This window comes from Campylobacter concisus, from assembly GCF_003048555.1.
In the GTDB taxonomy this organism is placed as follows: Bacteria; Campylobacterota; Campylobacteria; order Campylobacterales; family Campylobacteraceae; genus Campylobacter_A; species Campylobacter_A concisus_AO.
This window is the reverse complement of the sequence record NZ_PIRR01000028.1, coordinates 1-25,715: the sequence shown is the minus strand read 5'-3', so window position 1 is coordinate 25,715 and position 25,715 is coordinate 1. Positions and strand designations below refer to the sequence as shown.

The following is a 25,715-nucleotide window of genomic DNA, read 5'->3' as shown; positions in this document are numbered from 1 at the left end:
ATTTTATAGAAAAACAAGTAAGAAAAACAAATTTTAAAAAAAGGAATTTTATGCAAATTATAACAGCAAAACAAATAGCAGAAGCATTTAATAAAAATTCAAAAGAGATAAACGAAGCTTTTGTAAATATAGGTTATGCCGAAAAATGTAGTAATGGATATACAGTAACACAACTTGGAAAAAGCAAAGGTGGAGAGCAAAATTTTTATATGGGAAAAGCAAATATTAGATGGACAGAAGAAATATTAAAAGACGATATCTTTATAAACGAAATAAAAAAAGAAGAAAAAGAAGAAAAGCAAGAAAATTTTAGAGATAAATTTAAGGCAGAATATAGAACTAATGATGGACACTATGTAAGAAGCAGGGCTGAAGTAATTATATCAAACTGGCTATTTGGAGAGTGTATAGCACACGCTTATGAAAAAAGAGTTCCAATAGAAGAAGATATGTATTGCGATTTTTATATACCAAAAGGAAAAATTTATATAGAATTTTGGGGATACGAAGAAGATGAAAAATATTTAGCGAGAAAGGAAAAAAAGAAACACCTTTATAAAAAATATGGTTTAAATTTAATAGAAATAGATAATGAAACAATAAACAATATAGATGACTTTTTACCAAAAGAGCTTTTAAAATTTGGGATTAAGTTAAACCTTGATTAAGATATATTAGGCATAAACAAGTTTAATATCAAGAGCATTTACAACCTTAAATATGCTTTCAAATCTAGGTTTTGAATTTTCTTTAAACATCTTATAAAAGCTTTCCCTATTTAAATTTGCTTTTTTTGCAACTTTCTCAATACCTTTTGATTTTGCAATATAAAATAAAGCTCTTTTAAATTCTTCGATATCGCCATCGGCCAAAACTTGATTTAAATATTCTTTTCTAAGTTCATCGGTTGTTAAATAGTCTTCTAAATTAAATTTTGTAAATTCTTCTTTCATTTATAATCCTTCAATATCTCTTTTGCTTTTTTAATATCATCGCTTTGACTATCTTTATCGCCAGCATTTAATAATATAATTATTTCATCGCCATTAAAAGTAAAAAATATTCTTATTCCACCACGATTAAAAAATCTAAGCTCATATAAATCTGTATCAATAAATTTATAATCTCCTAAATGATCTTTAGTTTCTATTTGATCTAATCTTCTTAAAATAGAAATTTTAACGATCGGATTATTTAATTTATGTAACCATTTGTCAAATGTAGTGCTTTTTAATATTTTCATAAAATGGATTTTAAAAAAATGTAGCTTAATGGCTACTTATAAAAGCCCTTAACGCTCATAACCCGAAGGTCGGCGGTTCAAATCCGTCCTCCGCAACCAAATGCCCATTACTTTTTATCATCTTTTAATTAAGCACCAACCCCCACACCATCACGTATATCATCAACGTTGAGATGAACGTAGTGTAAGCTACTTTTAATATCTGTATGACCCATAAAAGCCATCAATTTATGAGCATTAAATCCCTTCAAACTCACTAACCTGGAAGCCACTGTATGGCGTAATACGTATAGTCCGTGAGTGTTGTTTTCTCCCTTATATCCTAGATGGTTTCTTGCAGCCCACCACATACGATTTGCTGTATCGTGGTTTAGATGAGTTATAGGGCACTTGTTTAATGGTAGGTCTTTGCAGTTATCATAAGCACCTTGAGATACCCAGTAGTAAGCCATACGAAGCACTTGGTCATCTTTTGTTTCAGTAAAGAGTTTGCGAGCCTCTATTTTACTTACGCTCTTAGCTATCTCTAAGCGTTGTTTTATGGCTTTGAAGACTAGAATAGTTTTATTTTAATATGTAAAAAGAAAGATTAGTAAAAAATAGGTTTCATAACTTTTAAATATAAAAAGAGAAATTTCCATCTACTATATGTTTTATGGATTATTAGTATAAATTAAAAAATGCAGGAGGGGGCGAATGCCCCTAATTATTATTTTAAAGTTTGGATGTATTCAGCTACTGCTTTTGCATCTTCGTCACTCATTGGAGTAGCGATTGGTTTCATCATAGCGCCAAGACCAAATTTATTTGCTCCTGTTTTATAACCCTTTAGTGCCTCTTCGATAGCTGCTGCATCAAGAGATGTTAAAGCTGGAACTTTATTATTAAACATTTTTTCAGCTTTTGCACCATGACAGGCGATGCATTTTTTGTAGATAGCAGCACCATCTGCAGCAAAGGCAGCAGTTGAAAGTAGAGCCGCAACGCTAGAAACAATTAGTAATTTTTTCATTTTTCATCCTTTGTAAAAAAGTTTATGCATTATAGTACAAAAAGGTAAATTCGCAAGAAGCTAGTTAAAATATTTTGGCTATAATCACCAAATGAATAAAAATGAGCCTATTAAAGCACTTTTTCTAGATCGAGATGGCGTAATAAACGAAGATGCTGGATATGTTTATGAGATAAAAGATTTTAAATTTATCGATGGCATTTTTGATGCGTTAAGAGAATTTGCTGGGGCTGGCTACAAGCTCTTTGTCGTGACAAATCAATCAGGTATCGGAAGAGGCTACTACACGCAGGAGCAGTTTGACGCTCTAAATAAATTTATGCTTGAAATTTTCAAAAAAGAGCAAATTTCCATCACCAAAGTCTATTTTTGCCCACATGCTCCAGTGGCGGATTGCGCTTGCAGAAAACCAAATCCAAAAATGATACTTGATGCCTGCAAAGAGTTTAATATAGACCCTAAAAACTCGCTCATGATAGGCGATAAGCCAAGTGACGTCGAGGCTGGTAAAAGGGCAGGTGTTGGTAGAAATTTCTTACTTGATGGCATAAATTTTAAAGATGTAAGAGATATTTTAAATAAGCTAAAAAAGGAAAAATCACTATGAATTTAAATGGAAAAAAGATAGTTATAACTGGTGGCGCTGGCTTTATCGGCTCAGCCTTAGCGCATTATTTTGATGAAAATTACAAAGATGCTCACGTGCTTGTTGTGGATAAATTTAGAAACGACGAGACATTTAGCAATGGCAACCTAAAAAGCTTTGGTCATTTTAAAAATTTACTTGGTTTTAAAGGTGAAATTTACGCTGGCGACATCAACGATCCTAGCACGCTTGAAAAGATAAAGAGCTTTCGTCCAGATGTTATCTACCACGAAGCAGCGATCTCTGACACGACCGTAAAAGAGCAAGATGAGCTAATAAAAACAAATGTAAACGCTTTTGTAAATTTGCTTGACATCTGCGAGAGTTTGGGCGCAAAGATGATCTATGCAAGTTCAGGTGCCACTTATGGCAACGCAAAGAGCCCGCAAACCGTTGGTGAGTGCGAAGCGCCAAATAATGTTTACGGCTTTAGCAAACTAAGCATGGATAATATCAATAAAATTTATGCAAAACGTGGTGTAAGTGTGGTTGGGCTGAGGTATTTTAACGTCTTTGGCAAGGGCGAGTTTTTCAAAAATAAAACTGCCTCAATGGTACTTCAGTTTGGCTTACAAATTTTAGCTGGCAAGACCCCAAGACTCTTTGAGGGCAGCGACCAGATCAAACGTGACTTTGTCTATATAAAAGACATTATTGATGCAAATATAAAAGCGCTTGATGCGCCAAGTGGCATCTATAACGCAGCTACTGGCAAGGCTAGAAGCTTTCAAGATATCGCTGACATCTTGCAACGAGAGATCGGCGTAAATTTAGGCAACGAATATATCAAAAACCCGTTTATCGGCTCATATCAGTTTCACACAGAGGCCGACGTAGCTCCAGCTCGCGAGGCATTTGGCTTTAGCGCGACTTGGAGCTTGGAAGAGGCGATCAAAGACTACTTGCCAGAGATAAAGAGAATTTATAAGGAAGAGCTAAATGGCTAAGAGAGTTAAAATTTTAGTCGTTGGTGATCTTATGCTGGATCACTATATCTGGGGCAGCTGCGACCGCATTTCTCCTGAAGCACCAGTGCAAGTGGTGAAGATAAATAACGAAACCTACACGCTTGGTGGCGCTGGCAACGTGGTGAGAAATTTACTCTCGCTTGGTGCAAATGTGAGTGTGGCTAGCGTCCTAGGAGATGATGAGGCTGGCAAAAAGATAAAAGAGAAGCTTGCTGAGCTAAATGTAAAAGATGAGCTCATACTCACCGAAAAAGGACGTGAAAGCTCGATAAAAAGCCGCATCATGGCATCTCACCAGCAAGTTGTCAGGATCGATAAAGAGAGTGTTGTCAAGATAAATTTAGAAGATGAGCTTGTCTTAAAAGTCAAAGAAAATCTTACAAATTTTAAGGCTGTCTTGCTAAGTGACTACGGTAAGGGCGTGCTTAGCGAAAAGGTCTGCCAAGAGATAATAAACGAGTGCGTGAGGCTAAAAATTCCAGTACTTATCGATCCAAAAGGTAGTGACTACTCAAAATACAAAAACGCAACTCTTCTGACACCAAATAAAAAAGAGGCGAGCGAGGCTACAAATTTAAAGATAAAAGACAAGGTTGAGCTTGAAAAGGCGATAAAACAGCTAAAAGACGAGCTAAATTTGACCTATTCGATCATCACGATCTCAGAAGAGGGTATCGCGCTATATGACGACAGGCTACACATCTTTGCCGCTAAGGCAAAAGAGGTCTTTGACGTCACTGGCGCTGGAGATACGGTGCTGGCTACACTTGGCTATATGCTAGCAAATGGGGCTGACATAAAAGAGGCGATAAAGATAGCAAACCTTGCAGCAGCCGTCGTCGTGGCAAAGATAGGTAGCGCAACGGCTAGCTTTAGCGAGATCGAGCAGCTGCTAAATAGCTCATTTGGGGCAAATTTCGAGCACAAGCTTAAAAGCGTTGAGGAGCTAGAAGAAATTTTGAGCCAAAAGGGCAAGAAAAAGGTCGTTTTCACAAATGGCTGCTTTGATATCTTGCACGCTGGGCACGTAAAATACCTAGCCCGTGCAAGAGAGCTTGGCGATCTTTTGGTTGTTGGGCTAAACTCGGACGCTTCAGTTAAGAGGCTAAAAGGCGAGGCTAGGCCTATAAACTCGCAAGATGACAGAGCCTGCGTGCTAAGTGGGCTTGGGTTTGTCGATTATGTCGTGATATTTGACGAGGATACGCCATTAAATTTGATAACAAAGATAAAGCCTGACGTGCTTGTAAAAGGGGCTGATTATAAAGACAAAGAGGTCGTTGGCAGCGAGATCGTAAAAGAGGTCAGGCTAATTGACTTTGTCGAGGGCAAAAGCACAACAGGGATAATAAAAAGGATAAAAGATGCTAAAAACAATGATAAAAAATGAACTCGAGGCTCACCAAAAGACCTTTAGCGAGCATGTAAATTTACTTGATAGCCTAGAGCGCGCTTGCCAGATGGTAGCTGATACGCTAAAAAATGGCAAAAAGGTGCTCATATGCGGTAACGGCGGCTCTGCAGCGGACGCTCAGCACTTTGCAGCCGAGCTAACTGGCAGATATAAAAGCGAGCGCCAAGCGCTCCCAGGCATCGCGCTAACTACTGATACTTCGGCACTTACGGCCATTGGCAATGACTACGGCTTTGACTATGTCTTTTCACGTCAGTTTGAGGCCTTAGCTCAGTCTGGCGACTTACTGGTGGCGATCTCAACAAGCGGCAACAGCAAAAATGTCCTTGAAGCTATAAAAAGTGCCAAGAAAATGGGCGTATCGGTACTTGGGCTTAGTGGTAAAGGCGGTGGTGCGATGAATGAGGGCTGCGATCTAAATTTAGTCGTTAGCTCAAGCGATACGGCAAGAATTCAAGAGTCACATATCTTTTTTATCCACACGATTTGCCAGGCCGTAGACGAGGCTTTTAGGGGCTAAAATGCAAGAAGCTATGGATAAATTTTTAAAAGATCCCAGCCAGCAAAATGAGATAAATTTGATAGTAGCTTTGAAAAAGGCTACTTTTTTCGCTCCAGTGCTTTTAAACCAAGCGCTTGCAAAGCCTGATGGCGGCGTAGTTTATGAGGAGGAGGGCTCAAATATCAAATTTATCCTGCTTGAAGATGAGAGTGAGAAGCTTAGCTATTTTCCAGCATTTACTAGCAAAGAGGCGATGAAGCTTTGGCGAAATGACAGCGAGCAAGAGAGCATAGAGATAGGGCTAAAAGAGTATCATGCGATGCTAAAAGAGAGTAGCTACGCTGGAGTCGTGGTAGATGCTTTTAGCTACGATTTTATTCTTAAAAAAGATCAGATAGAAAAAATTTTGAACTAAATTTTACTTTATAAAAAAATTTATTTTATTATAGCGATCTTTCGCACCGCACAAATTTGCTATTTAGCAAGTTTTTATCAATTATTGGTTAAAATCAGCCAAGCTAAATTTAAGGAAAAAAATGAAAGACAACCTACTTGAATTAACCCAAGATATCGCGTCTGTTGATATCGAAGAGTCTATAAAAACTAGCTATCTTGACTACTCCATGAGTGTCATTGTGGGACGTGCTTTGCCTGATGCTAGAGACGGACTAAAGCCAGTTCACAGAAGAATTTTATATGCTATGGACAATCTTGGCGTTGGCAGCAGAAGTGCCTACATGAAGTCAGCTCGTATCGTTGGTGAAGTCATCGGTAAGTACCACCCACATGGTGATACAGCAGTTTATGACGCTCTTGTTCGTATGGCTCAGAAATTTTCTATGCGTTATCCAGTTGTTGACGGACAAGGAAACTTTGGCTCGATAGACGGCGACAGCGCAGCTGCTATGCGTTATACTGAAGCTAGAATGACTATGCTTACCGAGGAGCTTTTGAAAGATATAGACAAAGACACGGTTGATTTTGTACCAAACTACGATGATAGAGAGGTTGAGCCAGACGTACTTCCAAGCCGTGTGCCAAATTTATTACTAAATGGCTCAAGCGGTATCGCTGTCGGTATGGCGACAAATATCCCGCCACACAGCCTTGATGAGCTAATAGACGGTCTTTTGCTACTTCTTGAAAACAAAGAAGCGACACTTGAAGAGGTGATGGAATTTATAAAAGGTCCAGACTTCCCAACAGGTGGTATCATCTTTGGTAAAAAGGGCATCATAGAGGCCTACCGCACAGGTCGTGGTAGGGTCAAACTAAGAGCCAAAACTCACATAGAAAAAAAGCCAAACAAAGACGTGATCGTCATCGACGAGCTGCCTTATCAAACAAACAAAGCTAGGCTTATCGAGCAGATCGCTGAGCTTGTAAAAGATAAGCAGATAGAGGGCATCAGCGAGGTTAGAGATGAGTCTGACAAGGACGGCATCCGTGTAGTCATCGAGCTAAAGCGCGATGCTATGAGTGACATCGTGCTAAATAATCTCTTTAAATCAACCACGATGGAGAGCACTTTTGGCGTTATTATGCTTGCTATTAATAACAAAGAGCCAAAGGTATTTAACCTTATCGAGCTACTTAAGCTATTTTTAAATCATAGAAAAACGGTCATCATTAGAAGAACGATATTTGAGCTTGAAAAAGCACGTGCAAGAGCCCACATCTTAGAGGGTCTAAAGATCGCACTTGATAACATAGACGAGGTGATCGAGCTTATTAGAAATAGTGCCGATACAGCCATTGCTAGAGAAGGGCTGATGAGTAAATTTAACCTCTCAGAGCTTCAAGCAAACGCTATCCTTGATATGCGTCTAAGCAAGCTTACAGGCCTAGAGAGAGAAAAACTAGAGGCTGAGCTAGCTGAGCTTATGGCTGAGATCGCAAGACTTGATGAAATTTTAAAGAGCGAGACATTGCTTGAAAATTTGATCAAAGAAGAGCTTCTTGAGATCAAAAATAAATTTAAAGTACCAAGAGTGACTGAGATCGTTGATGACTACGATGACATCGATATCGAAGACCTCATACCAAATGAAAATATGGTTGTAACCATAACACACCGTGGCTATATCAAGCGTGTGCCAAGTAAGCAGTATGAGAAGCAAAAACGTGGCGGCAAGGGTAAAGTAGCAGTCACTACATATGATGATGACTTTATTGAGAGCTTCTTTACTTCAAATACTCACGACACGCTTATGTTTGTGACAGACCGCGGACAGCTTTACTGGTTAAAGGTCTACAAAATCCCAGAGGGAAGCCGCACGGCAAAGGGCAAAGCAGTTGTAAATTTGATCCAGCTGCAGCCTGACGAGAAGATCAAAGCGATCATCCCAACAACCGACTTTGACGAGAGCAAATCTCTAGCGTTTTTCACTAAAAACGGCATCGTAAAACGCACAAATTTAAGTGAGTTTAAAAACATCCGCTCAGTTGGCGTAAGAGCGATCAGCCTTGATGAGAATGATGAGCTAGTAACTGCGCTCATCGCTCAAACATACGATGATATGCCAGTCACTGACCCTGAAAATGAGCTAAGTGTTGAGACTGAGGTGCTTGAAGTAGAAGAGCTTCAAAATGAGATCGACGAAGATAGTGCAAATGCTGAAGAGGACGCAAACTCAGGCGATGAGACAATGCTATTTGTCGTTACTAAAAAGGGTATGTGTCTTAAATTTAAGATCAGCAAGGTTCGCCAAATGGGAAGAACTGCACGTGGCGTAACTGGCATTAAATTTAAAGAGCCAGGCGATGAAGTCGTAGGCGCAGCAGTCATCGAAAGCAATGACCAAGAAATTTTAAGCATATCTCAAAAAGGTATCGGCAAGCGCACAACTGCTGATGAGTACCGCTTGACAAATCGTGGCGGCAAAGGCGTCATCTGCATGAAACTAACAAGCAGAACAGGCGATCTAGTGGGTGTTGTGATGGTTGATGAAGAGCAAGATCTAATGGCTTTAACATCAAGTGGCAAGATGATCAGAGTTGATATGCAAAGCATCCGCAAAGCAGGACGCAATACAAGCGGCGTGATCGTCGTAAATGTCGATGGCGATGATGTCGTAAGTATCGCAAGATGCCCTAAGGCAGATGATGGCGAAGATGAGGATGAAGCACCAAGCGAAGATATGGGGTTTTTGGAATAAATTTTGCTATTAAATTTTAAATAAAAGCATAAAAAAGGTTGTTTATGAAGGTTAAAATTTTATCTTTTGCTTTGATGGTTACTATTTTTGGCGGTTGCTCATTTAACGGCTTTATGGGCGAGCCAACTAGCACATCAAACCGCAATGTAGTCATCCAAAAGGTCGATAAAGACGATCTTAGAGAGGTGATGAAAAAAGAGAAGATGATATATGATAGTGCTCCAAGAGAGACCACTTTTAGAGCCACAGGCGAGGGCATAGCTCCACTAAATTCGCTCTCATACGCTCAGTCAGTCACTCTTGCAAAAAGAGCAGCTATGGCTGATGCTTATTCTCAGCTTGCTGGTAAGCTTTATGGCGTAAAGATCAACGCTGAAGACACCGTAAGAGACGCGATGCTAAACGACTCATCTATCACTTCAAAGGTTCAAGGTCTTGTTAAAAACGCAAGGATCGTGAATGAAAATTTCAAAGACGGGCTTTATAAGGTAAATATGGAGCTTAAGATAGACGAAGATAAGTGGCGAGAAGTCTTTTCTTACTAACGATACTTTTAAATTTTGCCTTTTGCTTGGAAGAATTTATCTTCTGGGCGAAGGTCGATACAAAAAACCAAATAGTTGCCTTTGAAGAAATTTCATTTTCAAAGGCGATGACTCTCTCGCCAAATCCAAAACCAAAATTTCTTTGCCAGATAGACGCTTTTAAAGATGAAAATACCACAACTCTTGGCTTTTTAAATTTACACAAAGATGAAATTTTTGACTGCTTTGCCTTAAAAAAAGTGATGATAAAAAATGAGCTAAATGTCAAAAATGCGCAGGTCACAAACGCTTCAAATTTGAAAATTTTGCCAGTTAGATTTATGGTGGAATTTAAGCCAAAATCCGCTATCATCGGCACACTTCAATAAAAAAGAGATCAAATGAATATCGTCATAGTAGAAGATGACATCAATATGCGAAAGTCGCTTGAGATCGCACTTGGCGAGTATGAAGAGCTAAACATCAAAAGCTACAAGAGCGCAGTTGAAGCTCTAAAAAAACTAAACGACGACACTGATCTAATCATAACCGACATAAACATGCCAAAGATGGACGGACTTGAGTTCATTAAAGAACTAAATGGCAAATTTGACGTCATTATAATGACTGGTAACGCGACACTTAACAAGGCGATAGAGAGCGTTAGGCTTGGCGTAAAAGACTTTTTAACCAAGCCATTTGACGTCTCAACGCTATATGAAGCGATAAAAAGGGTAGAGGCACTAAAGCAAAAAACTCCAAAAAGCATAAAAAAAGTTGAAACCAAAAGCGAAAATAACGGCTTTTTAGCCACTTCAAAGGCGCTTGAAGCGACGCTAAATATCGCGCTAAAAGCCGCAAGGACTGACGCTTCAATAATGCTTAGCGGAGAAAGCGGCGTTGGTAAGGAGGTCTTTGCTAAATTTATCCATGCAAACTCACCGAGAAAAGATGCGGCATTTGTTGCTTTAAATATGGCGGCTATCCCTGAAAATTTAATTGAAAGTGAGCTTTTTGGCTTTGAAAAAGGTGCATTCACCGACGCTGCGACTACAAAAAAAGGACAGTTTGAGCTAGCAAATGGCGGAACGCTATTTTTAGATGAGATCGGCGAGATGCCCATAAATTTACAACCAAAGCTGCTTCGTGCCTTGCAGGAGCGCGAGATAACAAGACTTGGCGCTACAAAGAGTGAAAAGATAGACGTTCGCATCATCTGCGCCACAAACGCAAATTTAGAGCTTGCGATGAGGGAGGGCAGGTTTAGAGAGGATCTTTTCTACCGCTTAAATACGATCCCGCTTTTCATCCCGCCACTTCGCGAGCGAAAAGACGAAATTTTACCTATCGCGCAGGATGCTTTAGAAAAATGCTGCAAAGAGTATGGTTTTGAGGCTAAAAATTTCTCAAAAGCGGCAAAAGAGGAGCTTTTGAGCTATGACTATCCAGGCAACATAAGAGAGCTCATTTCAGTCGTGCAAAGAGCGGCGATACTAAGCGAGGGTGATGAAATTTTGCCAAATGATCTATTTTTACAAGCCAGAAGCAAAAAATAGCCATAAATTTAAGTAAAATTACGAAAATTAAAAAAAGATAAGGAGAGCAGATGAGAAAATTTAACGTAGCTGTCGTTGGTGCTACTGGAGCGGTCGGCGAAGAGCTTTTTAGAGTGATGGAAGAGGTTGAGTTTCCAGTTGGAGAGCTTTTGCCGCTTGCTAGTGCAAAAAGCGCTGGTAGTGAGATCGAATTTAATGGCAAATATTACAAGGTAAAAGAGCTAACCGAAAAGGTTTTTAGCGAGCATGAGATAGATATTGCTTTTTTTAGTGCGGGCGGTTCAGTCTCAGAGAAATTTGCCAAATTTGCAGCTGATAGTGGTGCAGTAGTCATCGATAACACCAGCCATTTTAGGATGGATAAAGATATCCCTCTTGTTGTGCCAGAGTGCAATCCAAGCGACATTGCTATGTGGAAAAACCGCGGCATCATCGCAAATCCAAACTGCTCGACTATCCAAATGGTGCAAATTTTAAAACCATTAAACGACGCTTTTGGTATTAATAGAGTCGACGTTTCTACATACCAAGCAGCAAGCGGTGCTGGCAAAGAGGGCATGGAAGAGCTTGTCGTTCAGATGCAAAAATTCTTTGAGTTTAAGCTTGATGAGTGCGAGCCAAAGGTATTTGCGCACCGCCTAGCACTAAATGTGATCCCCCATATAGACGTTTTCTTGGATAATGACTATACAAAAGAAGAGATGAAAATGGTCAATGAGACGCAAAAAATTCTTCACAAAGATATCGAAGTTAGCGCTACCTGTGTGCGTGTGCCAGTGCTTAGAAGCCACTCAGAGGCGATCACTATCCACTTTGATAAGGATGTAAGTGCGGACGCAGCAAGAGAAATTTTAAGCAAAGCTCCAAGCGTCGTCGTAGTCGATAATCCAGCAAATAAAGAGTATCCAATGCCTATCATTTCAAGCGATACAAATGAGACTTATGTCGGTAGGATCAGAGTTGATAATTACAGACCTAATGTGCTTCATCTATGGTGCAGTGCCGATCAGATACGTGTGGGAGCTGCGACAAATGCCGTCAGGATCGCACAAAAGTGGATCGCGATGCAAGAGTAAATAAAAAGGATTTTTATTGCGTAAGATATTTGAAAAAATTTTGCTTGCTAGCAACAGCTTTACACTTTTTCCAGTAGTTTTTGGACTTTTAGGTGCGATCGTGCTTTTTATCATCGCAAGTTACGACGTCGGCAAGGTACTTTTAGAGGTTTATAAATATTTCTTTGCTGCAGATTTTCACGTTGAAAATTTCCACTCAGAAGTCGTTGGTGAGATAGTTGGAGCGATCGATCTATACTTGATGGCACTTGTTCTTTATATATTTAGCTTCGGAATTTACGAGCTTTTCATCTCAGAGATCACACAGCTAAAACAGTCAAAGCAGAGCAAGGTACTTGAAGTGTATTCACTTGATGAGCTAAAAGACAAGCTTGGCAAAGTGATCGTCATGGTCTTAATCGTAAATTTCTTCCAAAGGGTGCTTCACGCAAACTTCACAACTCCGCTTGAGATGGCCTATCTTGCGGCTTCTATCCTTGCACTTTGCCTTGGACTTTACTTCCTTCACAAGGGAGATCACTAAAATTTTAAGCGTTTTTACGCTTAAAATTTCCTATACATCTTTTCTTTAGCTATTTTTAGGTAATATCCCTTTAAAAATTTAAAGGAAATTTAATGATTTTTATAGACGCTTGTCTTAAAAAACCTACCCCTTATACGCCTGTTTGGATGATGCGCCAAGCTGGTAGATATTTGCCAGAGTATATGCGAGTACGCGCGCAAGCAGGGGATTTTTTATCGCTTTGCAAAGACTACAAAAAGGCTAGCGAAGTCACGCTTCAACCAGTTGAAATTCTAGGCGTTGATGCGGCGATTTTGTTTAGCGATATCTTGGTTGTGCCTCTTGAAATGGGTATGGATCTACGTTTTGAAAAGGGCGAGGGTCCAGTTTTTAGTGAGCCTTTGCGTGATAAGGCCGCACTTGACGCGCTAAGTATCGAAAAATCGACTAAAAATTTAGCATACGTCTATGACACGATCAAGCTTACAAGAGAAAATTTAGCCAAAGATAAGGCGCTCATTGGCTTTTGTGGCGCACCTTGGACGATAGCTACATACATGATCGAGGGTGGTGGCAGTAAAACTTATGCGGTCTGCAAAAAGATGCTCTATCAAAATCCAGAATTTTTACATCAAATTTTAGAAAAAGTGACGCAAACACTCATCCTTTACGTCAAAGAGCAGATAAAAGCAGGCGTAAATGCGGTGCAAATTTTTGACAGCTGGGCGGCTGCACTTGAAGAGCAGGCATATTTTGAGTTTGGATTTAACTACATAAACAAAATAGTTGATAGCGTCAAGGCTGAGTTTCCAGAGATCCCAGTCATCGTTTTCCCAAAAGGTATAAGCGGATATCTGGATAAAATTTCAGGTAAATTTGACGTTTTTGGCGTTGATTGGAGCACGCCGATCGAGCTAGCAAAAGAAAAACTTAGCCCAAGATACGTCCTTCAGGGCAACATGGAGCCAACAAGGCTATATAGCAAAAAGGCGATAGATGAAGGTGTGGATAAAATTTTAAGCACGATGAAAGGCGTGCCTCATATTTTCAATCTTGGGCATGGAATTTTGCCTGATGTGCCAGTTGAGAATGCAAAATATTTTATAAAACAGGTGCAGACAAAAAGTGCAAGGTAGCAAGCCTTGCATCGTCTTTGGACCGATAAATTCTCGCCGTTTTGGCATGAGCCTAGGCATCGATCTAAGCCCAAAGCAAAAATCATGTAATTTTGACTGTGTTTATTGCGAGCTAAGTGGTGTAAAGAATGTTGAAACAATAGAAAATCCACCAAGCGTTGATGAGATCATAAGCGCTTTAAAAGAAGCTTTAAAAACTCATAAAAACATCGATGTCATCACACTTACGGCAAATGGCGAACCAACTCTTTACCCGCACTTAAAAGAGCTGATAGCAAAAGTAAATGAGCTAAAAGGTAGCGCAAAAACTCTCATTCTAAGCAATGGCTCAGGCGTGCGTGACCCAAAAATTTGTGAAGCACTACATGGGCTTGATATAGTTAAATTTAGCCTTGATAGTGCAGTGCAAAGTACTTTTAAAAAGATAGACCGCAACAAAAGCGGTATAGAAGTTAGCGAGCTCATAAAAGCGATGGCTAAATTTCGCAAGGAATTTAATGGCGAGCTTGTACTTGAAATTTTGGTTGTGGCTGGGTTTAACGACAAAGAAGAGGAATTTATAGCGCTTAATGAGGCGATAAATGAGATAGCTCCGCACCGAGTGGATATTGGCACGATAGATCGCCCACCAGCTTACAATGTAAAGGGTATAGATGCCAAAAAACTAGAGGAGCTAGCCAAGCAGATAAGTGGCGTACCGGTTAATATAGCTAAAGCTCACAAAATAGAGCAAAAGTATAACTTTAGTGAGGATGAAATTTTAGAAATGCTAAGACGTCGTCCGCAAACTATCGCAAATGTTGAAGAAAATTTCTCAGAGCACTCAAAGCAAATTTTAAACAAGCTCTTGCAACAAGATGTGGTTTATCTAGCCGATGTTGCCGGAGTAAAATTTTACAAACTAAGAGCATAAATGAAAAGAATCCTTACAATACAAGACATCTCGTGCGTTGGCAAATGTTCCCTTACTGTCGCACTTCCGATAATTAGCACTCAAGGCATTGAGGCTTGCATATTGCCTACTGCGCTACTTTCGACTCACACTGGCTTTAAAAATTTCACATTTCGTGATCTGACTGATGAATTTGACGCGATAACACAAGTATGGCACAAAGAAAATATCGCATTTGATGGAATTTATACCGGGTTTTTAGGCAGCTTTAGTCAGCTCGAGCTGATAGAAAAAATTTTTAATGAGTTTAATGACTCTGCTCCACTAATACTTGTAGATCCTTGCATGGGCGACAATGGCAAGCTCTATCACGGATTTGATGAAAAATTTGTTATGAAAATGCGCGAACTTTGCACAAAGGCTCACGTTATCACGCCAAACATAACTGAAGCAAGCTTTATGTGTGGGATGCCGTTTTTGGGTAGTGACTATACGCAAGATTATATTTTAGAGTTGCTTGAAGGCTTAGCTAGCTTTGGAGCTAGAAAGATCGTGTTAAAGGGCATTAGATACAAGCAAAATGAATGTGGCATCATAGCTTACGATGCAAAGGCAAAAGAGAAAGTAGAGTATTTTCACGAGTTTTTGCCATTTCACACGAGTGGAACTGGAGATATTTTTGCTTCTGTGCTTTTTGGCTCACTTATAAATGGTGAAAGCATGCAAAATGCCATCAAAAAGGCAGCAAACTTTGTGCTTAGCAGCATTAAAATCACGCTAAAAGATAAGAACCGCACATGGTATGGTGTGCAGTTTGAAAAGGTGCTTGGCACTCTTGCAAAATAGGCTGGCAAACTACTTATTTAAAATTTTTAATAACACAACGATATGGCAAAGATTTATATCTTTGCTAGCTGTTAGAAGTGCTATATCGCCATGCTCTTTTTCTAGTTTTTTTAGCATTTTAAAGCAAGATTGTGCTTTTTCATTATCAAGCTCGAGCTCAAATTTCTCACAAAACTCATCAAATCTAGCTTCTCTATCTTCATGAAACCACTCTCTTAAAGCAGTGCTTGGTGTGATATCTTTTAACCAAATGAAATTTGAAAATATCTCTTTTCTTATGCCCCTTGGATAGAGTCTATCAACAAAAGCCGCCTTCATATCCAAACTATCATCTTTGATAAAATCATAAATTCTATAAGCTTTAAACATGTTGTGATTGTAGTCCTATAATGTTTATAAATAAAAAAATATTCTTAGTTATCTTATATTTTTTATACTTGTTTAAATTTTAAGGTTTGTAAAATCAAAGCTAAAATTTTTGATTGTGGCGATAAGAATTAAACTAGGGCTAGAAATGGTCCTAAAAAGAATAAATTTAAATTAAAGCTCGTTTCGATAAAATCCCAACATAAAAATCACTAAAAAGGTTATCATTATGAGAGGCTATAAAATTTTCTCAGGAACGGCTAATATTGAGCTTTCAAAGAAAATTTCGCAATATCTTTCACTTCCTCTTAGCGAGGCAAGTATAAAAAGATTTAGCGATGGAGAGATCAGCGTGCAAATCGGAGAGAGCGTGCGCGGAAAAGATGTTTTTGTCATTCAGCCAACATGTGCACCGACAAATACAAATTTAATGGAACTACTTATCTTAACTGATGCTTTAAGACGTAGCAGTGCAAGCTCTATAACAGCGATTGTGCCGTATTTTGGCTATGCTAGACAAGATAGAAAAGCAGCTCCTAGAGTGCCGATCACTGCAAAACTAGTGGCAAACATGATGCAAACAGCAGGTATTGATAGAGTCGTCACTATGGATCTTCATGCAGGACAAATTCAAGGATTTTTTGATATTCCGGTTGATAACCTTTATGGAAGCATCATTTTTAATGACTACGTAAGAGCCAAAAATTTACCAAATCCAATCGTTGCAAGCCCTGATGTAGGCGGCGTGGCTCGTGCTAGAGCCTTGGCTAAAAATCTAAATCTTGACATGGTTATCGTAGATAAACGCCGCGAAAAAGCAAATGAAAGCGAAGTAATGAATATAATCGGCGACGTAAATGGTAAAGATGTGATTTTAGTCGATGATATGATAGATACAGCTGGCACGATCGTAAAAGCAGCTGAAATTTTTAAAGAGCGTGGTGCAACTAGCGTTATGGCGTTTTGCACGCATCCAGTCCTTAGTGGGCCAGCTTACGATAGGTTAAAACTGGGCTTTTTAGATGAGCTAGTGGTAACAGATACGATACCTCTAGCTGAGGAGCTTCCTTGTATAAAAGTGCTAAGTGCTGCTTCATTGTTTGGCGAAGTGATACGCCGTGTATATCACAATGAAAGCGTAAATAGCTTATTTTAATTAATCTTGGCTTTTGCTTTGAGTGTTTCGGCAAAAGCCAAAACTTCTTTATCTATTGTTTTTAGAACTACTTGATTAAAATTTTAACTCTGATAGATCAAAATTTGTAGCAAAAAGATAGCCTCTATTTATAGCTGGAATTTTTAAAATTCTAGCCTTCTCTTTAAAAATTTTTGGCATTATGGCTTTGCAAAATGGAGTTACTAAAAGGTAAGTGTCTGCGTATCCGACAGCGATCTTGCCGCTTAGCACCACGCTTGTTTGCTTTGCTAAATTTTTGCTTAGCTCATCTTTTTGAGCTTCGCTTAGAAGCACATTTAGCTCTTTTGCCGCCATATCAACGCCTCGTATCGCATTACTATCATTTTTTATGATAAAAATTTCATCACTTATTTTTGTGATATTTGGCATTAAAATTTGTCTATCGGCTTCTAAAAACTCAAAGCTTTTTTTTACGCCACTAAAATATCTATCCAAAAATGGCTCACTAAAATTTAGCCTCATGAAGCTTCTTTTAAACTCACCTTTTAAATTTGTCTCATCGATAAAATAGCGTAAATTTCTCTCGTCAAGATAGTTTTGAAGCTCTTTTTTGCGTAAATTTAAAAGCGGCCTAACTAGCCAAAAGTGCTTTCTCTTTTCAAGCTCACTCATGCCAAAGAGCTCTTTTAGTCCAGCACCCTTGCTAAGCTGCATCAAAAACCACTCAAATTTATCGTCAAACTGATGCGCTATGATCAAATTTTCATAGCCAAATTTTTGACAAATTTCTCCAAAAAACTCATATCTTGCCTCGCGCGCATTTTTTTCAAAATTTGACCTATCTAAAAAAACGCTTTTAGTATAAATTTTTTTACCAAATTTATCCGCAAGTTCTTTTGCGCTTTTTATCTCGCTTTTACTTTGCTCTCGAACATTGTAATCAACCATCGCTAGATCAAATTTGATACCAGCATCTTCTAAAATGTAAAAAAGTGCGGTGCTGTCTATGCCGTGCGAGAATGCAAGCAGGTTTGCACCTGAGCTTAGCTTTTCTCGCACATTTTGGCTTATCATTTTGCTTTTTTGATGATTTTAGCGATTAGTTTTTGATCGACCACGTCAGAGACCTCACAAAGATAGAGTGAGCCGATCTCAAGCTCTTTTACATCGCTTTCGTTTATTAAAATTTCGCCATCTATATCTTTATCCCAGATATCTTTTTTGGCTGCGTAAAACATCTCCCCCTCACTACTTTCGCCCTCAAGAGAAGCATAAATTTGCTTGCCAATCTCTTTTTGCAAGCTCTCATTTATCGATTTTTTAGTGATTTTTTCTATCTTATTTAGTCTTTTTGAGATGATCTTGGCTGGGATTTGCTCCATTTCAAAAGAGGCAGTATCTTCTTCTTTCGAGTAGGCAAAGGCTGAAATTCTATCAAATTTAAACTCTTCTAAAAATTTGCAAAGTTCCTCAAAATCCTCCTCGCTCTCTCCTGGATGACCCACGATGACACCAGTTCGTAAGAATGAATTCTCGGCATTTTTCATTAAATTTAAAAGCTCTTTGATTTTTTTAGCGCCACTTCCACGCTTCATTATCTTTAGCATGTCTTCGCTGATGTGTTGGATCGGCATGTCAAAGTAGTTGTGAAAGACAGGCGAGGCGACGATACGTTCAATTAGCTCCTTGCTGGTCGTGCTTGGATAGAGGTAAAGTATCCTGGCACTCCTTACGCCCTTTATCTTTTCTATCTCGTCTATTAAATTTATTAGCCCGTCGCTAACGCCATGATCGCGCATGTATGAGCTTGAGTCTTGGGACAAAAAGCTAAAGTCGTAGTAGCCTTTTTTAACCAAATTTTTGACCTCATTTACGATGTTTTCAAGCGAGCGTGATTTTAGCTTGCCCTTAAATGTCGGTATCGCGCAAAAGCTGCATTTTTGGTTACAGCCCTCTGAAATTTTGATGTAAGCGTGGTAGTTTGAGCCAGTTATCACACGCTCTTCATTTGCTTGCAGATAAGTTTGCGGGCTAAATAAATTTTGCTTTTTTAAGATGATCTCATCGATCTTGTCATAGTCGGCCACACCGGTAAATAAATCAACTTCAGGCAGCTCTTTCATAAGCTCATCTTTATATCGCTGCATAAGACAGCCAGTTACTACTAGCAAAGAGCCATTCTTACGAGCTTCGTGCATCTCAAGTATGGTTTGTATGCTCTCTTCTTTGGCGGATTTGATAAAGCCACAGGTATTTACGATGATGACGTCAGCGTCGCTGATGTCATCGGTAATATCGTAGTTTTGCAATCTGCCAAGCATTATTTCTGAATCAACTAAATTTTTGTTACAGCCAAGTGAAATTAAGTGAAGTTTTGGCATTTTTATATCCAGATATTGTCTATTAGCCTAGTTTTACCAACGTAAGCTGCCACTAAAATGATGGTGTTATTTTTTTCTATTTTAGAAATTTCATTTAAATTTCTATCCGTAATAGCGACATAATCAACCTTTAATGGCTCTAGCACTTCAAGCATCTTTGTTTTGATCTCGCTTGCGTCCTCTTCGCCGTTTTGGATCAAATTTTGTGCTTTATTTAGCGATCTTGAAAGCCTTAGAGCATTACATTTATCTTCGTCACAGATATAGACGTTTCTGCTTGAAAGCGCTAAGCCGTCTGGCTCTCTAACGATATCGCAAGCTACTAGCTCGATGTTTAGGAAAAATGTCTTTATCATGTTTTGCACGATGATTAGTTGTTGTGTATCTTTTTTGCCCATGTAAACGCTATTTGCACGAGTTAGACGAAATAGCTTGTTTAGCACCCTTAAGACGCCGTCAAAGTGGCCTGGCCTAGTTTTGCCCTCTAAGATGGCCGAAAATTTCTTTGGAGCAATGATGAGTGGCTCATCTTCAAAGTAAAGTTCACCAGCATCTGGTATAAAAATAGCGCTAGCGCCATTTTGCTCGCAAATTTTAATGTCGTTTTGCTCGTTTCTTGGGTATTTGTCCAGATCTTCGCCTGGTAAAAATTGAGTTGGATTAACGAATGTTGAGACGATGCTTATCTCATTTTCGCTCACGCATTTTTTGATAAGGCTAATGTGTCCGTCATGAAGTGCGCCCATGGTTGGCACAAAACCGATCTTTGCGCTTGTGCTAGAGACGAAATTTTCAAGTTCTTTTATAGTTCTTATGATTTGCATTTTGACTCTTTTTGTTTGAAATTTTAACTTGGCATTGTAACAAAAAAGGATTAAAAGGGCGTAAATTTAAAAATATAAGCAACTTTTGGCTAAAATCGGCAAAAATTTTTGGAGAAAAACTTGGATAGTTACGAATACAACGAGCTTTTAAAGAAGCTACAAACAAAAGTTGAAAACATAGGCTCTATCGTAAAGCCTGAAGAGATTAAGGCTAGATTAAAAGAGATTGAGGCCACCGAGCAAGATCCTGATTTTTGGCAAGATATCGCTAAAGCAGGAGCGCTAAATAAAGAAAAAACTAAAATTTCAAATATGCTTGCAAAATTTAATGACGCTAATCAGGCAGTAAGTGATGCAAAGGAGCTTTTTGAGCTAGCAAATTCTGAAAATGACGAAGAGACTATAAATTCTCTCTTTGATGACGCTAAAAATTTAGATGAAAAGATTGTAAATCTTGAAATTTCTATGCTTTTAAGTGGCGAAGATGATGGTAAAAATGCGATCGTATCGATCCATCCTGGAGCTGGTGGCACTGAGAGTAACGACTGGGCGAGTATGCTTTATAGGATGTATCTTAGATTTTGCGAGCGCGAGGGCTTTAAGGTCGAGACTCTTGACTTTCAAGAGGGCGATGAGGCTGGGCTAAAGGACGTGAGCTTTATAGTAAAAGGTGAAAATGCTTATGGATATTTCAAAGCTGAAAATGGTATCCACAGGCTCGTTCGCACAAGCCCATTTGATAGTGCAGGGCGCCGTCATACAAGCTTTTCAAGTGTCATGGTAAGCCCTGAGATAGATGATGACATAGAGATCGAGATCGAGGAAAAAGATCTAAAGATAGATACTTATAGAGCAAGCGGTGCAGGTGGTCAGCACGTAAACAAGACTGAATCTGCCATTCGCATCACGCATATACCAACTGGCATCGTCGTGCAGTGTCAAAATGACCGCAGTCAGCACAAAAATAGAGCCACAGCGATGAAAATGCTAAAATCACGCCTTTACGAGCTTGAGCTGATGAAGCAGCAAGAAGCGAGCAACAGCGTAGAAAAGAGCGAGATCGGCTGGGGGCATCAGATAAGATCATACGTGCTTTTCCCATATCAGCAAGTAAAAGATAACCGCAGCGGCGAGGCATATTCACAAACCGATGTGATACTTGATGGTGACATCAAAAAGATGATAGAAGGCGTCTTGATCGCTCAAAAGGCTGAGGCGTAGTAAATTTATAAAAAGAGATGAGAGCTAAAATTTCATCTCTTTTAGCTTTGTGCAAGCTTCTTCTTTGCCTTTAAAGCAAGCCTCATCAAGATAAATTCTTGCTTTCTTATAGTCATTTTTACCTAGATAGATAAGCCCCAGATCGTAACTGGCCTCGCTTGAGCCAAGGCTTGTAGCTTTTTCGTAAAAATATATCGCTTTTTCTAAATTTTTATTGACCCCAAGGCCGTATTCGTAGATATATCCAGCACTTCTTAGTCCGTCTATATTGCCGTATCTGCCAGCTGTTTCAAACCAAAAAAGTGCTCTTAAGATATCTTTGCTAAAGCCTTTGCCGTCACGAAAACATACGCCAGTTTGCTGCATGGCAAGCACATTTCCATCTTTTGCGTAATCATAAAATCTCTTACAAGCCTTTGGATAGTTACCCTCGTTATATAGATAGATGGTGTCTGCTATTTGCTCGACCTCTGGATCAAGTGGTGGCTCACTAAGGCCAAAATTTTGTGAAATTTGCTCTAACGAACATCCCCAAAATAGCAAAACACTAAACACAAAAATGATAAATTTTTTCATATTTGTCCTTGAAAATTTAGGCGATTTTATCCAATTTTATCTTATAATGCCCGCAAATTTTAAGCAAAAGGAACGATATGGATCATAATGCGCTTTTAATCCAGCTTGGCTATAACGTCAATGAAACGACCACTGCTCAAATGTGTAGAATTTTAAACAATACTGATGGTCTTTTGCCAAAGAGCATAATTGAACTAAACGATCATTTAAAGCCGCACCTTTGTTTTGTGGCGATGAGTGGAAGTGAAGATAGACTAAAGATAAAAAATGTAGCTACCGTTAATGAAATAAAAGAGCGAGTTGATGAAATCATAAAAAACTGGGCTAATAAATATAAAATGGAGCTAAAAAAGATAAATGAAACAACTTACTATGTAATGGGAAAGATAAGGGACTGAAAATGAAATATGATATTGTAATTATTGGTTTTGGAAAAGCTGGCAAAACGCTAGCGGTTAAAGCTGCCGCACTTGGCAAAAAAGTGGCTCTTGTAGAGAGATCGCCAAAGATGTATGGAGGCACTTGCATAAATGTTGGCTGCATACCAACCAAACGCCTAATAACAGCCGCTAAAGAGGCAAAATTTGTAAATAATAGCGTTGAAAGCGAATATTACACGCTTAGTGTGGAAAATAAAAATAAGCTAATCTCAGCTTTGAATGCTAAAAACTATGCGATGCTAAATGATAAAGAAAATATCGATGTGATCGATGGTGTTGGCTCATTTGCTAGTGAAAATAGCGTACTTGTAACAACGCCAAGTGGTGAGAAAAAGCTAATAGAGGGCGACTTTATCATCATAAATAGTGGCTCAAAAGAGGCAGATACTCCTTTTGAGGTTGTAAACTCAAATATATTTTCAAGCCAAACTTTGCTTGATCTAAAAAATTTACCAAAGCATTTTGTCATTATCGGTAGTGGTTTTATCGGTATAGAGTTTGCATCAATGTTTGCAAATTTTGGCTCAAAAGTAACTATCATAGGACGTTCAAAAATACTTAAAAACGAAGATGATGATATAGCTAATAGCGTAAAAGAAGCTCTTAGAGTCCAAGGCGTTGAAATTTTAGAGGGTTGCGAGATAGAGTGCATTAAAGAAAATGTATTAAATTTCAAGCAAAATGGCGAGCAAAGATGCCTTAGGGCTGATGCATTTTTGATCGCACTTGGCAGAGTGGCAAATGTAGATGATTTAAATTTAAAAGCTGCTGGAGTTGATCTAAATGAAAAAGGCTTTATAAAGACAAATGAAAATCTTCAAACAAATGTGCCAAACATCTATGCGGTAGGCGACGTGCGCGGCGGAGAGCTTTTTACTTATACGAGCTTGGATGATTTTAGGATAGTTTATTCACAAATTTTTGATGATAAAAAGAGAAATACTAAAAATAGAAGCATTCACGCAAATGTACTATTTACCGACACTCCGCTAGCAAGAGTTGGAATGAACGCCAAAGAAGCAAGTAAATTTGGTCTAAATTTTAAAGAGCTAAAGCTTAGTATGGCAACAGTACCAGGCGCAAAAGTACTAAATCATGATGTAGGCATGTTAAAAGCTATCGTTGATGCGCAAAGTGGCGAAATTTTAGGTGCTAGCTTTCACTGCATCTATGCAAATGAGCTGATAAATGAAATCGCAATTGCTATGAATTTAAAAGCAAATGCAAATTTCTTTAAAAATCAAATTTTTACTCATCCAAGCATCAGTGAAGCACTAAATGACTTATTTGGACAATTTTAAAAGGAAAAGAATGAAAAAATATCTATTGCTTTTATCAGCTTTATTTTTTACTGGTTGCTTAAATGTGATTGGTGTAGGACAAAAACAAGATGATTCGTGGCAGCAACCAAAGGATGAAAAAATAGTGCAAAATAAAGAGCAAATTTCAAGAAATGCGATCGAAATTTTAATACCAAAATGCGAAGAAGGCGATGCTGAAGCTTGCAACGATTTGGGTGTAAATTACGAGCTTTTAAAAGAATATGAAAATGCTTTAACAAATTATAAAAAGGCTTGCGATGCTAAGGTGCAAGTTGGTTGTGCAAATTTGGGCACTCTTTATGAGCTTGGACTTGGAGTTAAAAAAAATCCAAAAAAGGCAATTTTAATTTATAAAGAAAGTTGCAATGGCGGAGGCATGCAAGCTTGCTATCATTTAGGCAATGCTTATAGAAAGGGCGAAATCGTTAAGCGAGATTATTACTTAGCAATGCAAGCTTATACAAATGCATGCAATGCTGGCGATTTGCCAAGTTGCGCCAATATCGGTGCGATGTATGAGCTTGGCCTTGGTGTCAATAAAGATGAAAAAAGGGCTTATGGAATTTATAAAGTTGCTTGCTTTCGTGGGCTAAGCAAGGCATGCCCGCAGATGAAAAGACTAGGCACAAAGCTAGGAATGTAAGTGAAAAAGGTCTTAAATTTTGGTCTTGTTTTGGCCATGGGTTTTATGCTTAGTGGTTGCTGGTCTTGGCAAAAGATGGTGAGCTTTGGTTTTTGGCAAAGTGAAGAAGAGGCTAGGGCAGAGCGTCTTGAGCTTGAAAAAGAGAAGATGGTGCAAAACTGCGAGAGTAGAAATAGCATCGACTGCAACAACCTAGCTGTAAATTTTAGCAACGAAAAGGACTTTGTAAAAGCAAAAGGTTACTACGAAAAAGCTTGTAATGCTGGGCTTGCGACGGCTTGTTCAAATTTAGGTCAAATTTACGAGCAAGGGCTAGTTGATGAGCAAAAAGATATCGAAAAGGCCCTAAAACTTTATAAACTAGCTTGTGATAGCGGTGATGGCGTTGGCTGCTATAACGAGGCTATGGGGCTAAAGTCTTACATCGAAAGCGAAAATTTAAAAACTCATAAGATAGATAGAAACAAGGCTGAGGCTAGAGTGATAAGGCTTTTGGCAAAGAGCTGCGAGCTTGAGTATGCTCAGTCGTGCTTTTTGCTTGCAAAGCTAAGCGGAGATGAAACAAAGGCAGAGGCACTTTACAAAAGAGCTTGTCAGCTTGGCAAATGTGTGGATAAAAAGTAATACTAGTCAAAATACTGTTCTAAAAATTCGTAACAAATCAACAAAGGCTCTTTTTTGAGCCTTTTAAAATTTGATGTTTTGTTCGAGAAATTCTAAAAATACCTTCAAACGTGTGCGGATCTGGCCAACATATATCTTGTTTGGAGTAGTCAGTTTCAAGACTCATATAGCTTACGCTAGCTTCTTTGCTGGCTTCTTTTATCTTGTTTGTTTCTATTGCATAAGTGTGACAGCCACTTAAAACGATGTCTATTACATCATCTGCTTTATATTCATCTACAAATTTTTTAATAACGTCAGATATTGCGTCGTTTTTGTATATTACAGAACAGGGTATCTTTAAGTAACGTTTGGCGATATTTTCTACAAGGTCGCCTTATGTACTCATATTATTTTTAAATTTTTAGTTCCTATACAGTTTTCAAAAACTACTACATCCACTTCTACACTTACTCTTCCATACCCAGTGGCTGTGATTGAGGTATACTGATAGCCTTTTTGTTCTAAAATTTCTTTTATATCGCGTACTATTTTTATGGCACTAAAACTACTTGATAACAAAATAGATTACAAAAATTATCTTGATCATCTAGTATCACTACTTTTGTAGATGTTGAGCTTATATCAATACCGATGAAATACATAAATTTATGTCTATAAAAATATGATTTCTATCACTAAGAACTTTAGAGAAATGTTATCTAT

The 25,715-nt window shown here is 38.6% G+C and carries 31 protein-coding genes; 21 read left to right on the top strand and 10 right to left on the bottom strand.

Translation table 11 applies throughout. The annotated features are described in order from the left end of the window. A partial coding sequence (locus tag CVS92_RS09170; protein ID WP_320205036.1) for a hypothetical protein occupies positions 1–668 on the top strand: 668 nt, incomplete at its 5' end. A gap of 6 nt (positions 669–674) precedes the next feature. On the opposite strand, the gene CVS92_RS06375 is transcribed toward CVS92_RS09170, so the two are convergent. The 4 genes from CVS92_RS06375 to CVS92_RS06360 all read right to left on the bottom strand — a co-directional run bounded on the left by CVS92_RS06375 (position 675) and on the right by CVS92_RS06360 (position 2,255). After that, a complete protein-coding gene (locus CVS92_RS06375; protein ID WP_103583533.1) occupies positions 675–953 on the bottom strand; it encodes an addiction module antidote protein in 279 nt (92 codons plus the stop codon). Further along, positions 950–1,243, bottom strand: coding sequence for a type II toxin-antitoxin system RelE/ParE family toxin (locus CVS92_RS06370; protein ID WP_103583534.1), 294 nt, complete (start codon positions 1,241–1,243; stop codon positions 950–952). Before CVS92_RS06370 ends, CVS92_RS06375 begins: the two co-directional genes overlap by 4 nt. 128 nt (positions 1,244–1,371) lie before the next feature. Continuing rightward, positions 1,372–1,785, bottom strand: coding sequence for a tyrosine-type recombinase/integrase (locus CVS92_RS09275; protein WP_413784239.1), 414 nt, complete (start codon positions 1,783–1,785; stop codon positions 1,372–1,374). 167 nt (positions 1,786–1,952) lie between these two features. Continuing rightward, a complete protein-coding gene (locus tag CVS92_RS06360; protein WP_072594134.1) occupies positions 1,953–2,255 on the bottom strand; it encodes a c-type cytochrome in 303 nt (100 codons plus the stop codon). 91 nt (positions 2,256–2,346) lie between these two features. On the opposite strand from CVS92_RS06360, the gene gmhB reads away from it, so the two are divergent. The 14 genes from gmhB (at position 2,347) to CVS92_RS06290 (ending at position 15,475) form a co-directional block, all read left to right on the top strand. Continuing rightward, positions 2,347–2,862 carry a D-glycero-beta-D-manno-heptose 1,7-bisphosphate 7-phosphatase gene (gene gmhB / locus CVS92_RS06355; protein WP_107788900.1) on the top strand — a complete coding sequence of 172 codons (516 nt, stop codon included), beginning with the start codon at positions 2,347–2,349 and terminating at the stop codon, positions 2,860–2,862. Then, entirely contained in the window at positions 2,859–3,848 is a 990-nt protein-coding gene (gene rfaD / locus CVS92_RS06350; RefSeq protein ID WP_107788899.1) for an ADP-glyceromanno-heptose 6-epimerase, read from the top strand. The genes gmhB and rfaD overlap by 4 nt, the downstream gene beginning before the upstream one ends. Further along, the gene (gene rfaE1, locus CVS92_RS06345) at positions 3,841–5,259 is read left to right on the top strand and encodes a D-glycero-beta-D-manno-heptose-7-phosphate kinase (RefSeq protein WP_107788898.1); all 1,419 of its coding nucleotides are present in this window, start codon (positions 3,841–3,843) and stop codon (positions 5,257–5,259) included. Before rfaD ends, rfaE1 begins: the two co-directional genes overlap by 8 nt. Beyond that, on the top strand, positions 5,234–5,803 hold the full coding sequence (gene gmhA / locus CVS92_RS06340) for a D-sedoheptulose 7-phosphate isomerase (protein ID WP_107788897.1): 570 nt from the start codon (positions 5,234–5,236) through the stop codon (positions 5,801–5,803). The genes rfaE1 and gmhA overlap by 26 nt, the downstream gene beginning before the upstream one ends. A 1-nt stretch (position 5,804) precedes the next feature. Further along, positions 5,805–6,200 (top strand): SseB family protein, encoded by a 396-nt coding sequence (locus CVS92_RS06335; RefSeq protein WP_107788896.1) that lies wholly within the window; start codon positions 5,805–5,807, stop codon positions 6,198–6,200. A gap of 121 nt (positions 6,201–6,321) precedes the next feature. Beyond that, the gene (gyrA, locus tag CVS92_RS06330) at positions 6,322–8,943 is read left to right on the top strand and encodes a DNA gyrase subunit A (protein ID WP_107788895.1); all 2,622 of its coding nucleotides are present in this window, start codon (positions 6,322–6,324) and stop codon (positions 8,941–8,943) included. Positions 8,944–8,987: 44 nt separating this feature from the next. Further along, a complete protein-coding gene (locus tag CVS92_RS06325) occupies positions 8,988–9,488 on the top strand; it encodes an LPP20 family lipoprotein (RefSeq protein ID WP_103560299.1) in 501 nt (166 codons plus the stop codon). Beyond that, positions 9,464–9,856: a hypothetical protein gene (locus tag CVS92_RS06320; protein ID WP_087578732.1), complete on the top strand. Its 393-nt coding sequence runs from the start codon at positions 9,464–9,466 to the stop codon at positions 9,854–9,856. The genes CVS92_RS06325 and CVS92_RS06320 overlap by 25 nt, the downstream gene beginning before the upstream one ends. A 12-nt stretch (positions 9,857–9,868) precedes the next feature. Next, a complete protein-coding gene (locus tag CVS92_RS06315; RefSeq protein ID WP_107788894.1) occupies positions 9,869–11,023 on the top strand; it encodes a sigma-54-dependent transcriptional regulator in 1,155 nt (384 codons plus the stop codon). 50 nt (positions 11,024–11,073) lie between these two features. Next, positions 11,074–12,099: an aspartate-semialdehyde dehydrogenase gene (locus CVS92_RS06310; RefSeq protein ID WP_087578734.1), complete on the top strand. Its 1,026-nt coding sequence runs from the start codon at positions 11,074–11,076 to the stop codon at positions 12,097–12,099. 16 nt (positions 12,100–12,115) lie between these two features. Continuing rightward, complete coding sequence (locus CVS92_RS06305) at positions 12,116–12,622, top strand: YqhA family protein (RefSeq protein ID WP_021090904.1); 507 nt, start codon at positions 12,116–12,118, stop codon at positions 12,620–12,622. A 92-nt stretch (positions 12,623–12,714) separates the two neighbouring features. Beyond that, positions 12,715–13,737 carry a uroporphyrinogen decarboxylase gene (hemE, locus tag CVS92_RS06300; protein WP_107788893.1) on the top strand — a complete coding sequence of 341 codons (1,023 nt, stop codon included), beginning with the start codon at positions 12,715–12,717 and terminating at the stop codon, positions 13,735–13,737. Between the two features lie 46 nt (positions 13,738–13,783). Beyond that, positions 13,784–14,650 (top strand): radical SAM protein, encoded by an 867-nt coding sequence (locus CVS92_RS06295; RefSeq protein ID WP_107788903.1) that lies wholly within the window; start codon positions 13,784–13,786, stop codon positions 14,648–14,650. Beyond that, positions 14,651–15,475, top strand: coding sequence for a pyridoxamine kinase (locus CVS92_RS06290; RefSeq protein ID WP_107788892.1), 825 nt, complete (start codon positions 14,651–14,653; stop codon positions 15,473–15,475). It begins immediately after the preceding gene. Between the two features lie 9 nt (positions 15,476–15,484). Here CVS92_RS06290 and CVS92_RS06285 read toward each other — a convergent pair whose 3' ends face one another. Next, a complete protein-coding gene (locus tag CVS92_RS06285) occupies positions 15,485–15,844 on the bottom strand; it encodes a DUF488 domain-containing protein (protein WP_085657431.1) in 360 nt (119 codons plus the stop codon). Positions 15,845–16,070: 226 nt separating this feature from the next. Here CVS92_RS06285 and CVS92_RS06280 point away from each other — a divergent pair, with 226 nt between their 5' ends. Then, the gene (locus CVS92_RS06280; protein WP_021090753.1) at positions 16,071–16,997 is read left to right on the top strand and encodes a ribose-phosphate pyrophosphokinase; all 927 of its coding nucleotides are present in this window, start codon (positions 16,071–16,073) and stop codon (positions 16,995–16,997) included. A 75-nt stretch (positions 16,998–17,072) separates the two neighbouring features. On the opposite strand, the gene tilS is transcribed toward CVS92_RS06280, so the two are convergent. The 3 genes from tilS to panC are packed head-to-tail and all read right to left on the bottom strand — an operon-like array spanning position 17,073 to position 20,184. Next, the gene (gene tilS / locus CVS92_RS06275; RefSeq protein WP_107788891.1) at positions 17,073–18,053 is read right to left on the bottom strand and encodes a tRNA lysidine(34) synthetase TilS; all 981 of its coding nucleotides are present in this window, start codon (positions 18,051–18,053) and stop codon (positions 17,073–17,075) included. Then, positions 18,050–19,360 (bottom strand): 30S ribosomal protein S12 methylthiotransferase RimO, encoded by a 1,311-nt coding sequence (gene rimO, locus CVS92_RS06270; protein WP_107788890.1) that lies wholly within the window; start codon positions 19,358–19,360, stop codon positions 18,050–18,052. Before rimO ends, tilS begins: the two co-directional genes overlap by 4 nt. A 2-nt stretch (positions 19,361–19,362) precedes the next feature. Then, positions 19,363–20,184: a pantoate--beta-alanine ligase gene (panC, locus tag CVS92_RS06265; protein ID WP_107788889.1), complete on the bottom strand. Its 822-nt coding sequence runs from the start codon at positions 20,182–20,184 to the stop codon at positions 19,363–19,365. A 120-nt stretch (positions 20,185–20,304) separates the two neighbouring features. Between panC and prfB the strand changes: the two genes are divergently transcribed. Next, complete coding sequence (prfB, locus tag CVS92_RS06260) at positions 20,305–21,405, top strand: peptide chain release factor 2 (RefSeq protein WP_107788888.1); 1,101 nt, start codon at positions 20,305–20,307, stop codon at positions 21,403–21,405. 24 nt (positions 21,406–21,429) lie between these two features. Here prfB and CVS92_RS06255 read toward each other — a convergent pair whose 3' ends face one another. Continuing rightward, positions 21,430–21,981: a tetratricopeptide repeat protein gene (locus tag CVS92_RS06255; RefSeq protein ID WP_107788887.1), complete on the bottom strand. Its 552-nt coding sequence runs from the start codon at positions 21,979–21,981 to the stop codon at positions 21,430–21,432. 77 nt (positions 21,982–22,058) lie between these two features. Between CVS92_RS06255 and CVS92_RS06245 the strand changes: the two genes are divergently transcribed. Genes CVS92_RS06245 through CVS92_RS06230 form a run of 4 tightly spaced genes read left to right on the top strand, consistent with a single transcriptional unit; the run spans position 22,059 to position 25,010 of the window. After that, the gene (locus tag CVS92_RS06245) at positions 22,059–22,379 is read left to right on the top strand and encodes a hypothetical protein (RefSeq protein ID WP_021090811.1); all 321 of its coding nucleotides are present in this window, start codon (positions 22,059–22,061) and stop codon (positions 22,377–22,379) included. 2 nt (positions 22,380–22,381) lie between these two features. Beyond that, on the top strand, positions 22,382–23,722 hold the full coding sequence (locus CVS92_RS06240; protein WP_107788886.1) for a dihydrolipoyl dehydrogenase family protein: 1,341 nt from the start codon (positions 22,382–22,384) through the stop codon (positions 23,720–23,722). Positions 23,723–23,732: 10 nt separating this feature from the next. Then, entirely contained in the window at positions 23,733–24,386 is a 654-nt protein-coding gene (locus tag CVS92_RS06235) for a tetratricopeptide repeat protein (RefSeq protein ID WP_107788885.1), read from the top strand. Then, entirely contained in the window at positions 24,387–25,010 is a 624-nt protein-coding gene (locus CVS92_RS06230; protein ID WP_107788884.1) for a tetratricopeptide repeat protein, read from the top strand. Between the two features lie 37 nt (positions 25,011–25,047). On the opposite strand, the gene CVS92_RS09270 is transcribed toward CVS92_RS06230, so the two are convergent. After that, positions 25,048–25,332, bottom strand: a complete 285-nt coding sequence (locus CVS92_RS09270; RefSeq protein WP_413784238.1) for a 2-hydroxyacyl-CoA dehydratase — start codon at positions 25,330–25,332, stop codon at positions 25,048–25,050. Between the last annotated feature and the right edge of the window lie 383 nt (positions 25,333–25,715).

Coding starts and splice junctions, on each gene's coding strand:
- CVS92_RS06375 (WP_103583533.1), bottom strand. CDS start 953: ATGAAAGAAGAATTTACAAAATTTAATTTAGAAGACTATTTAACAACC.
- CVS92_RS06370 (WP_103583534.1), bottom strand. CDS start 1,243: ATGAAAATATTAAAAAGCACTACATTTGACAAATGGTTACATAAATTA.
- CVS92_RS06360 (WP_072594134.1), bottom strand. CDS start 2,255: ATGAAAAAATTACTAATTGTTTCTAGCGTTGCGGCTCTACTTTCAACT.
- gmhB (WP_107788900.1), top strand. CDS start 2,347: ATGAATAAAAATGAGCCTATTAAAGCACTTTTTCTAGATCGAGATGGC.
- rfaD (WP_107788899.1), top strand. CDS start 2,859: ATGAATTTAAATGGAAAAAAGATAGTTATAACTGGTGGCGCTGGCTTT.
- rfaE1 (WP_107788898.1), top strand. CDS start 3,841: ATGGCTAAGAGAGTTAAAATTTTAGTCGTTGGTGATCTTATGCTGGAT.
- gmhA (WP_107788897.1), top strand. CDS start 5,234: ATGCTAAAAACAATGATAAAAAATGAACTCGAGGCTCACCAAAAGACC.
- CVS92_RS06335 (WP_107788896.1), top strand. CDS start 5,805: ATGCAAGAAGCTATGGATAAATTTTTAAAAGATCCCAGCCAGCAAAAT.
- gyrA (WP_107788895.1), top strand. CDS start 6,322: ATGAAAGACAACCTACTTGAATTAACCCAAGATATCGCGTCTGTTGAT.
- CVS92_RS06325 (WP_103560299.1), top strand. CDS start 8,988: ATGAAGGTTAAAATTTTATCTTTTGCTTTGATGGTTACTATTTTTGGC.
- CVS92_RS06315 (WP_107788894.1), top strand. CDS start 9,869: ATGAATATCGTCATAGTAGAAGATGACATCAATATGCGAAAGTCGCTT.
- CVS92_RS06310 (WP_087578734.1), top strand. CDS start 11,074: ATGAGAAAATTTAACGTAGCTGTCGTTGGTGCTACTGGAGCGGTCGGC.
- hemE (WP_107788893.1), top strand. CDS start 12,715: ATGATTTTTATAGACGCTTGTCTTAAAAAACCTACCCCTTATACGCCT.
- CVS92_RS06295 (WP_107788903.1), top strand. CDS start 13,784: ATGAGCCTAGGCATCGATCTAAGCCCAAAGCAAAAATCATGTAATTTT.
- CVS92_RS06290 (WP_107788892.1), top strand. CDS start 14,651: ATGAAAAGAATCCTTACAATACAAGACATCTCGTGCGTTGGCAAATGT.
- CVS92_RS06285 (WP_085657431.1), bottom strand. CDS start 15,844: ATGTTTAAAGCTTATAGAATTTATGATTTTATCAAAGATGATAGTTTG.
- CVS92_RS06280 (WP_021090753.1), top strand. CDS start 16,071: ATGAGAGGCTATAAAATTTTCTCAGGAACGGCTAATATTGAGCTTTCA.
- tilS (WP_107788891.1), bottom strand. CDS start 18,053: ATGATAAGCCAAAATGTGCGAGAAAAGCTAAGCTCAGGTGCAAACCTG.
- rimO (WP_107788890.1), bottom strand. CDS start 19,360: ATGCCAAAACTTCACTTAATTTCACTTGGCTGTAACAAAAATTTAGTT.
- panC (WP_107788889.1), bottom strand. CDS start 20,184: ATGCAAATCATAAGAACTATAAAAGAACTTGAAAATTTCGTCTCTAGC.
- CVS92_RS06255 (WP_107788887.1), bottom strand. CDS start 21,981: ATGAAAAAATTTATCATTTTTGTGTTTAGTGTTTTGCTATTTTGGGGA.
- CVS92_RS06245 (WP_021090811.1), top strand. CDS start 22,059: ATGGATCATAATGCGCTTTTAATCCAGCTTGGCTATAACGTCAATGAA.
- CVS92_RS06240 (WP_107788886.1), top strand. CDS start 22,382: ATGAAATATGATATTGTAATTATTGGTTTTGGAAAAGCTGGCAAAACG.
- CVS92_RS06235 (WP_107788885.1), top strand. CDS start 23,733: ATGAAAAAATATCTATTGCTTTTATCAGCTTTATTTTTTACTGGTTGC.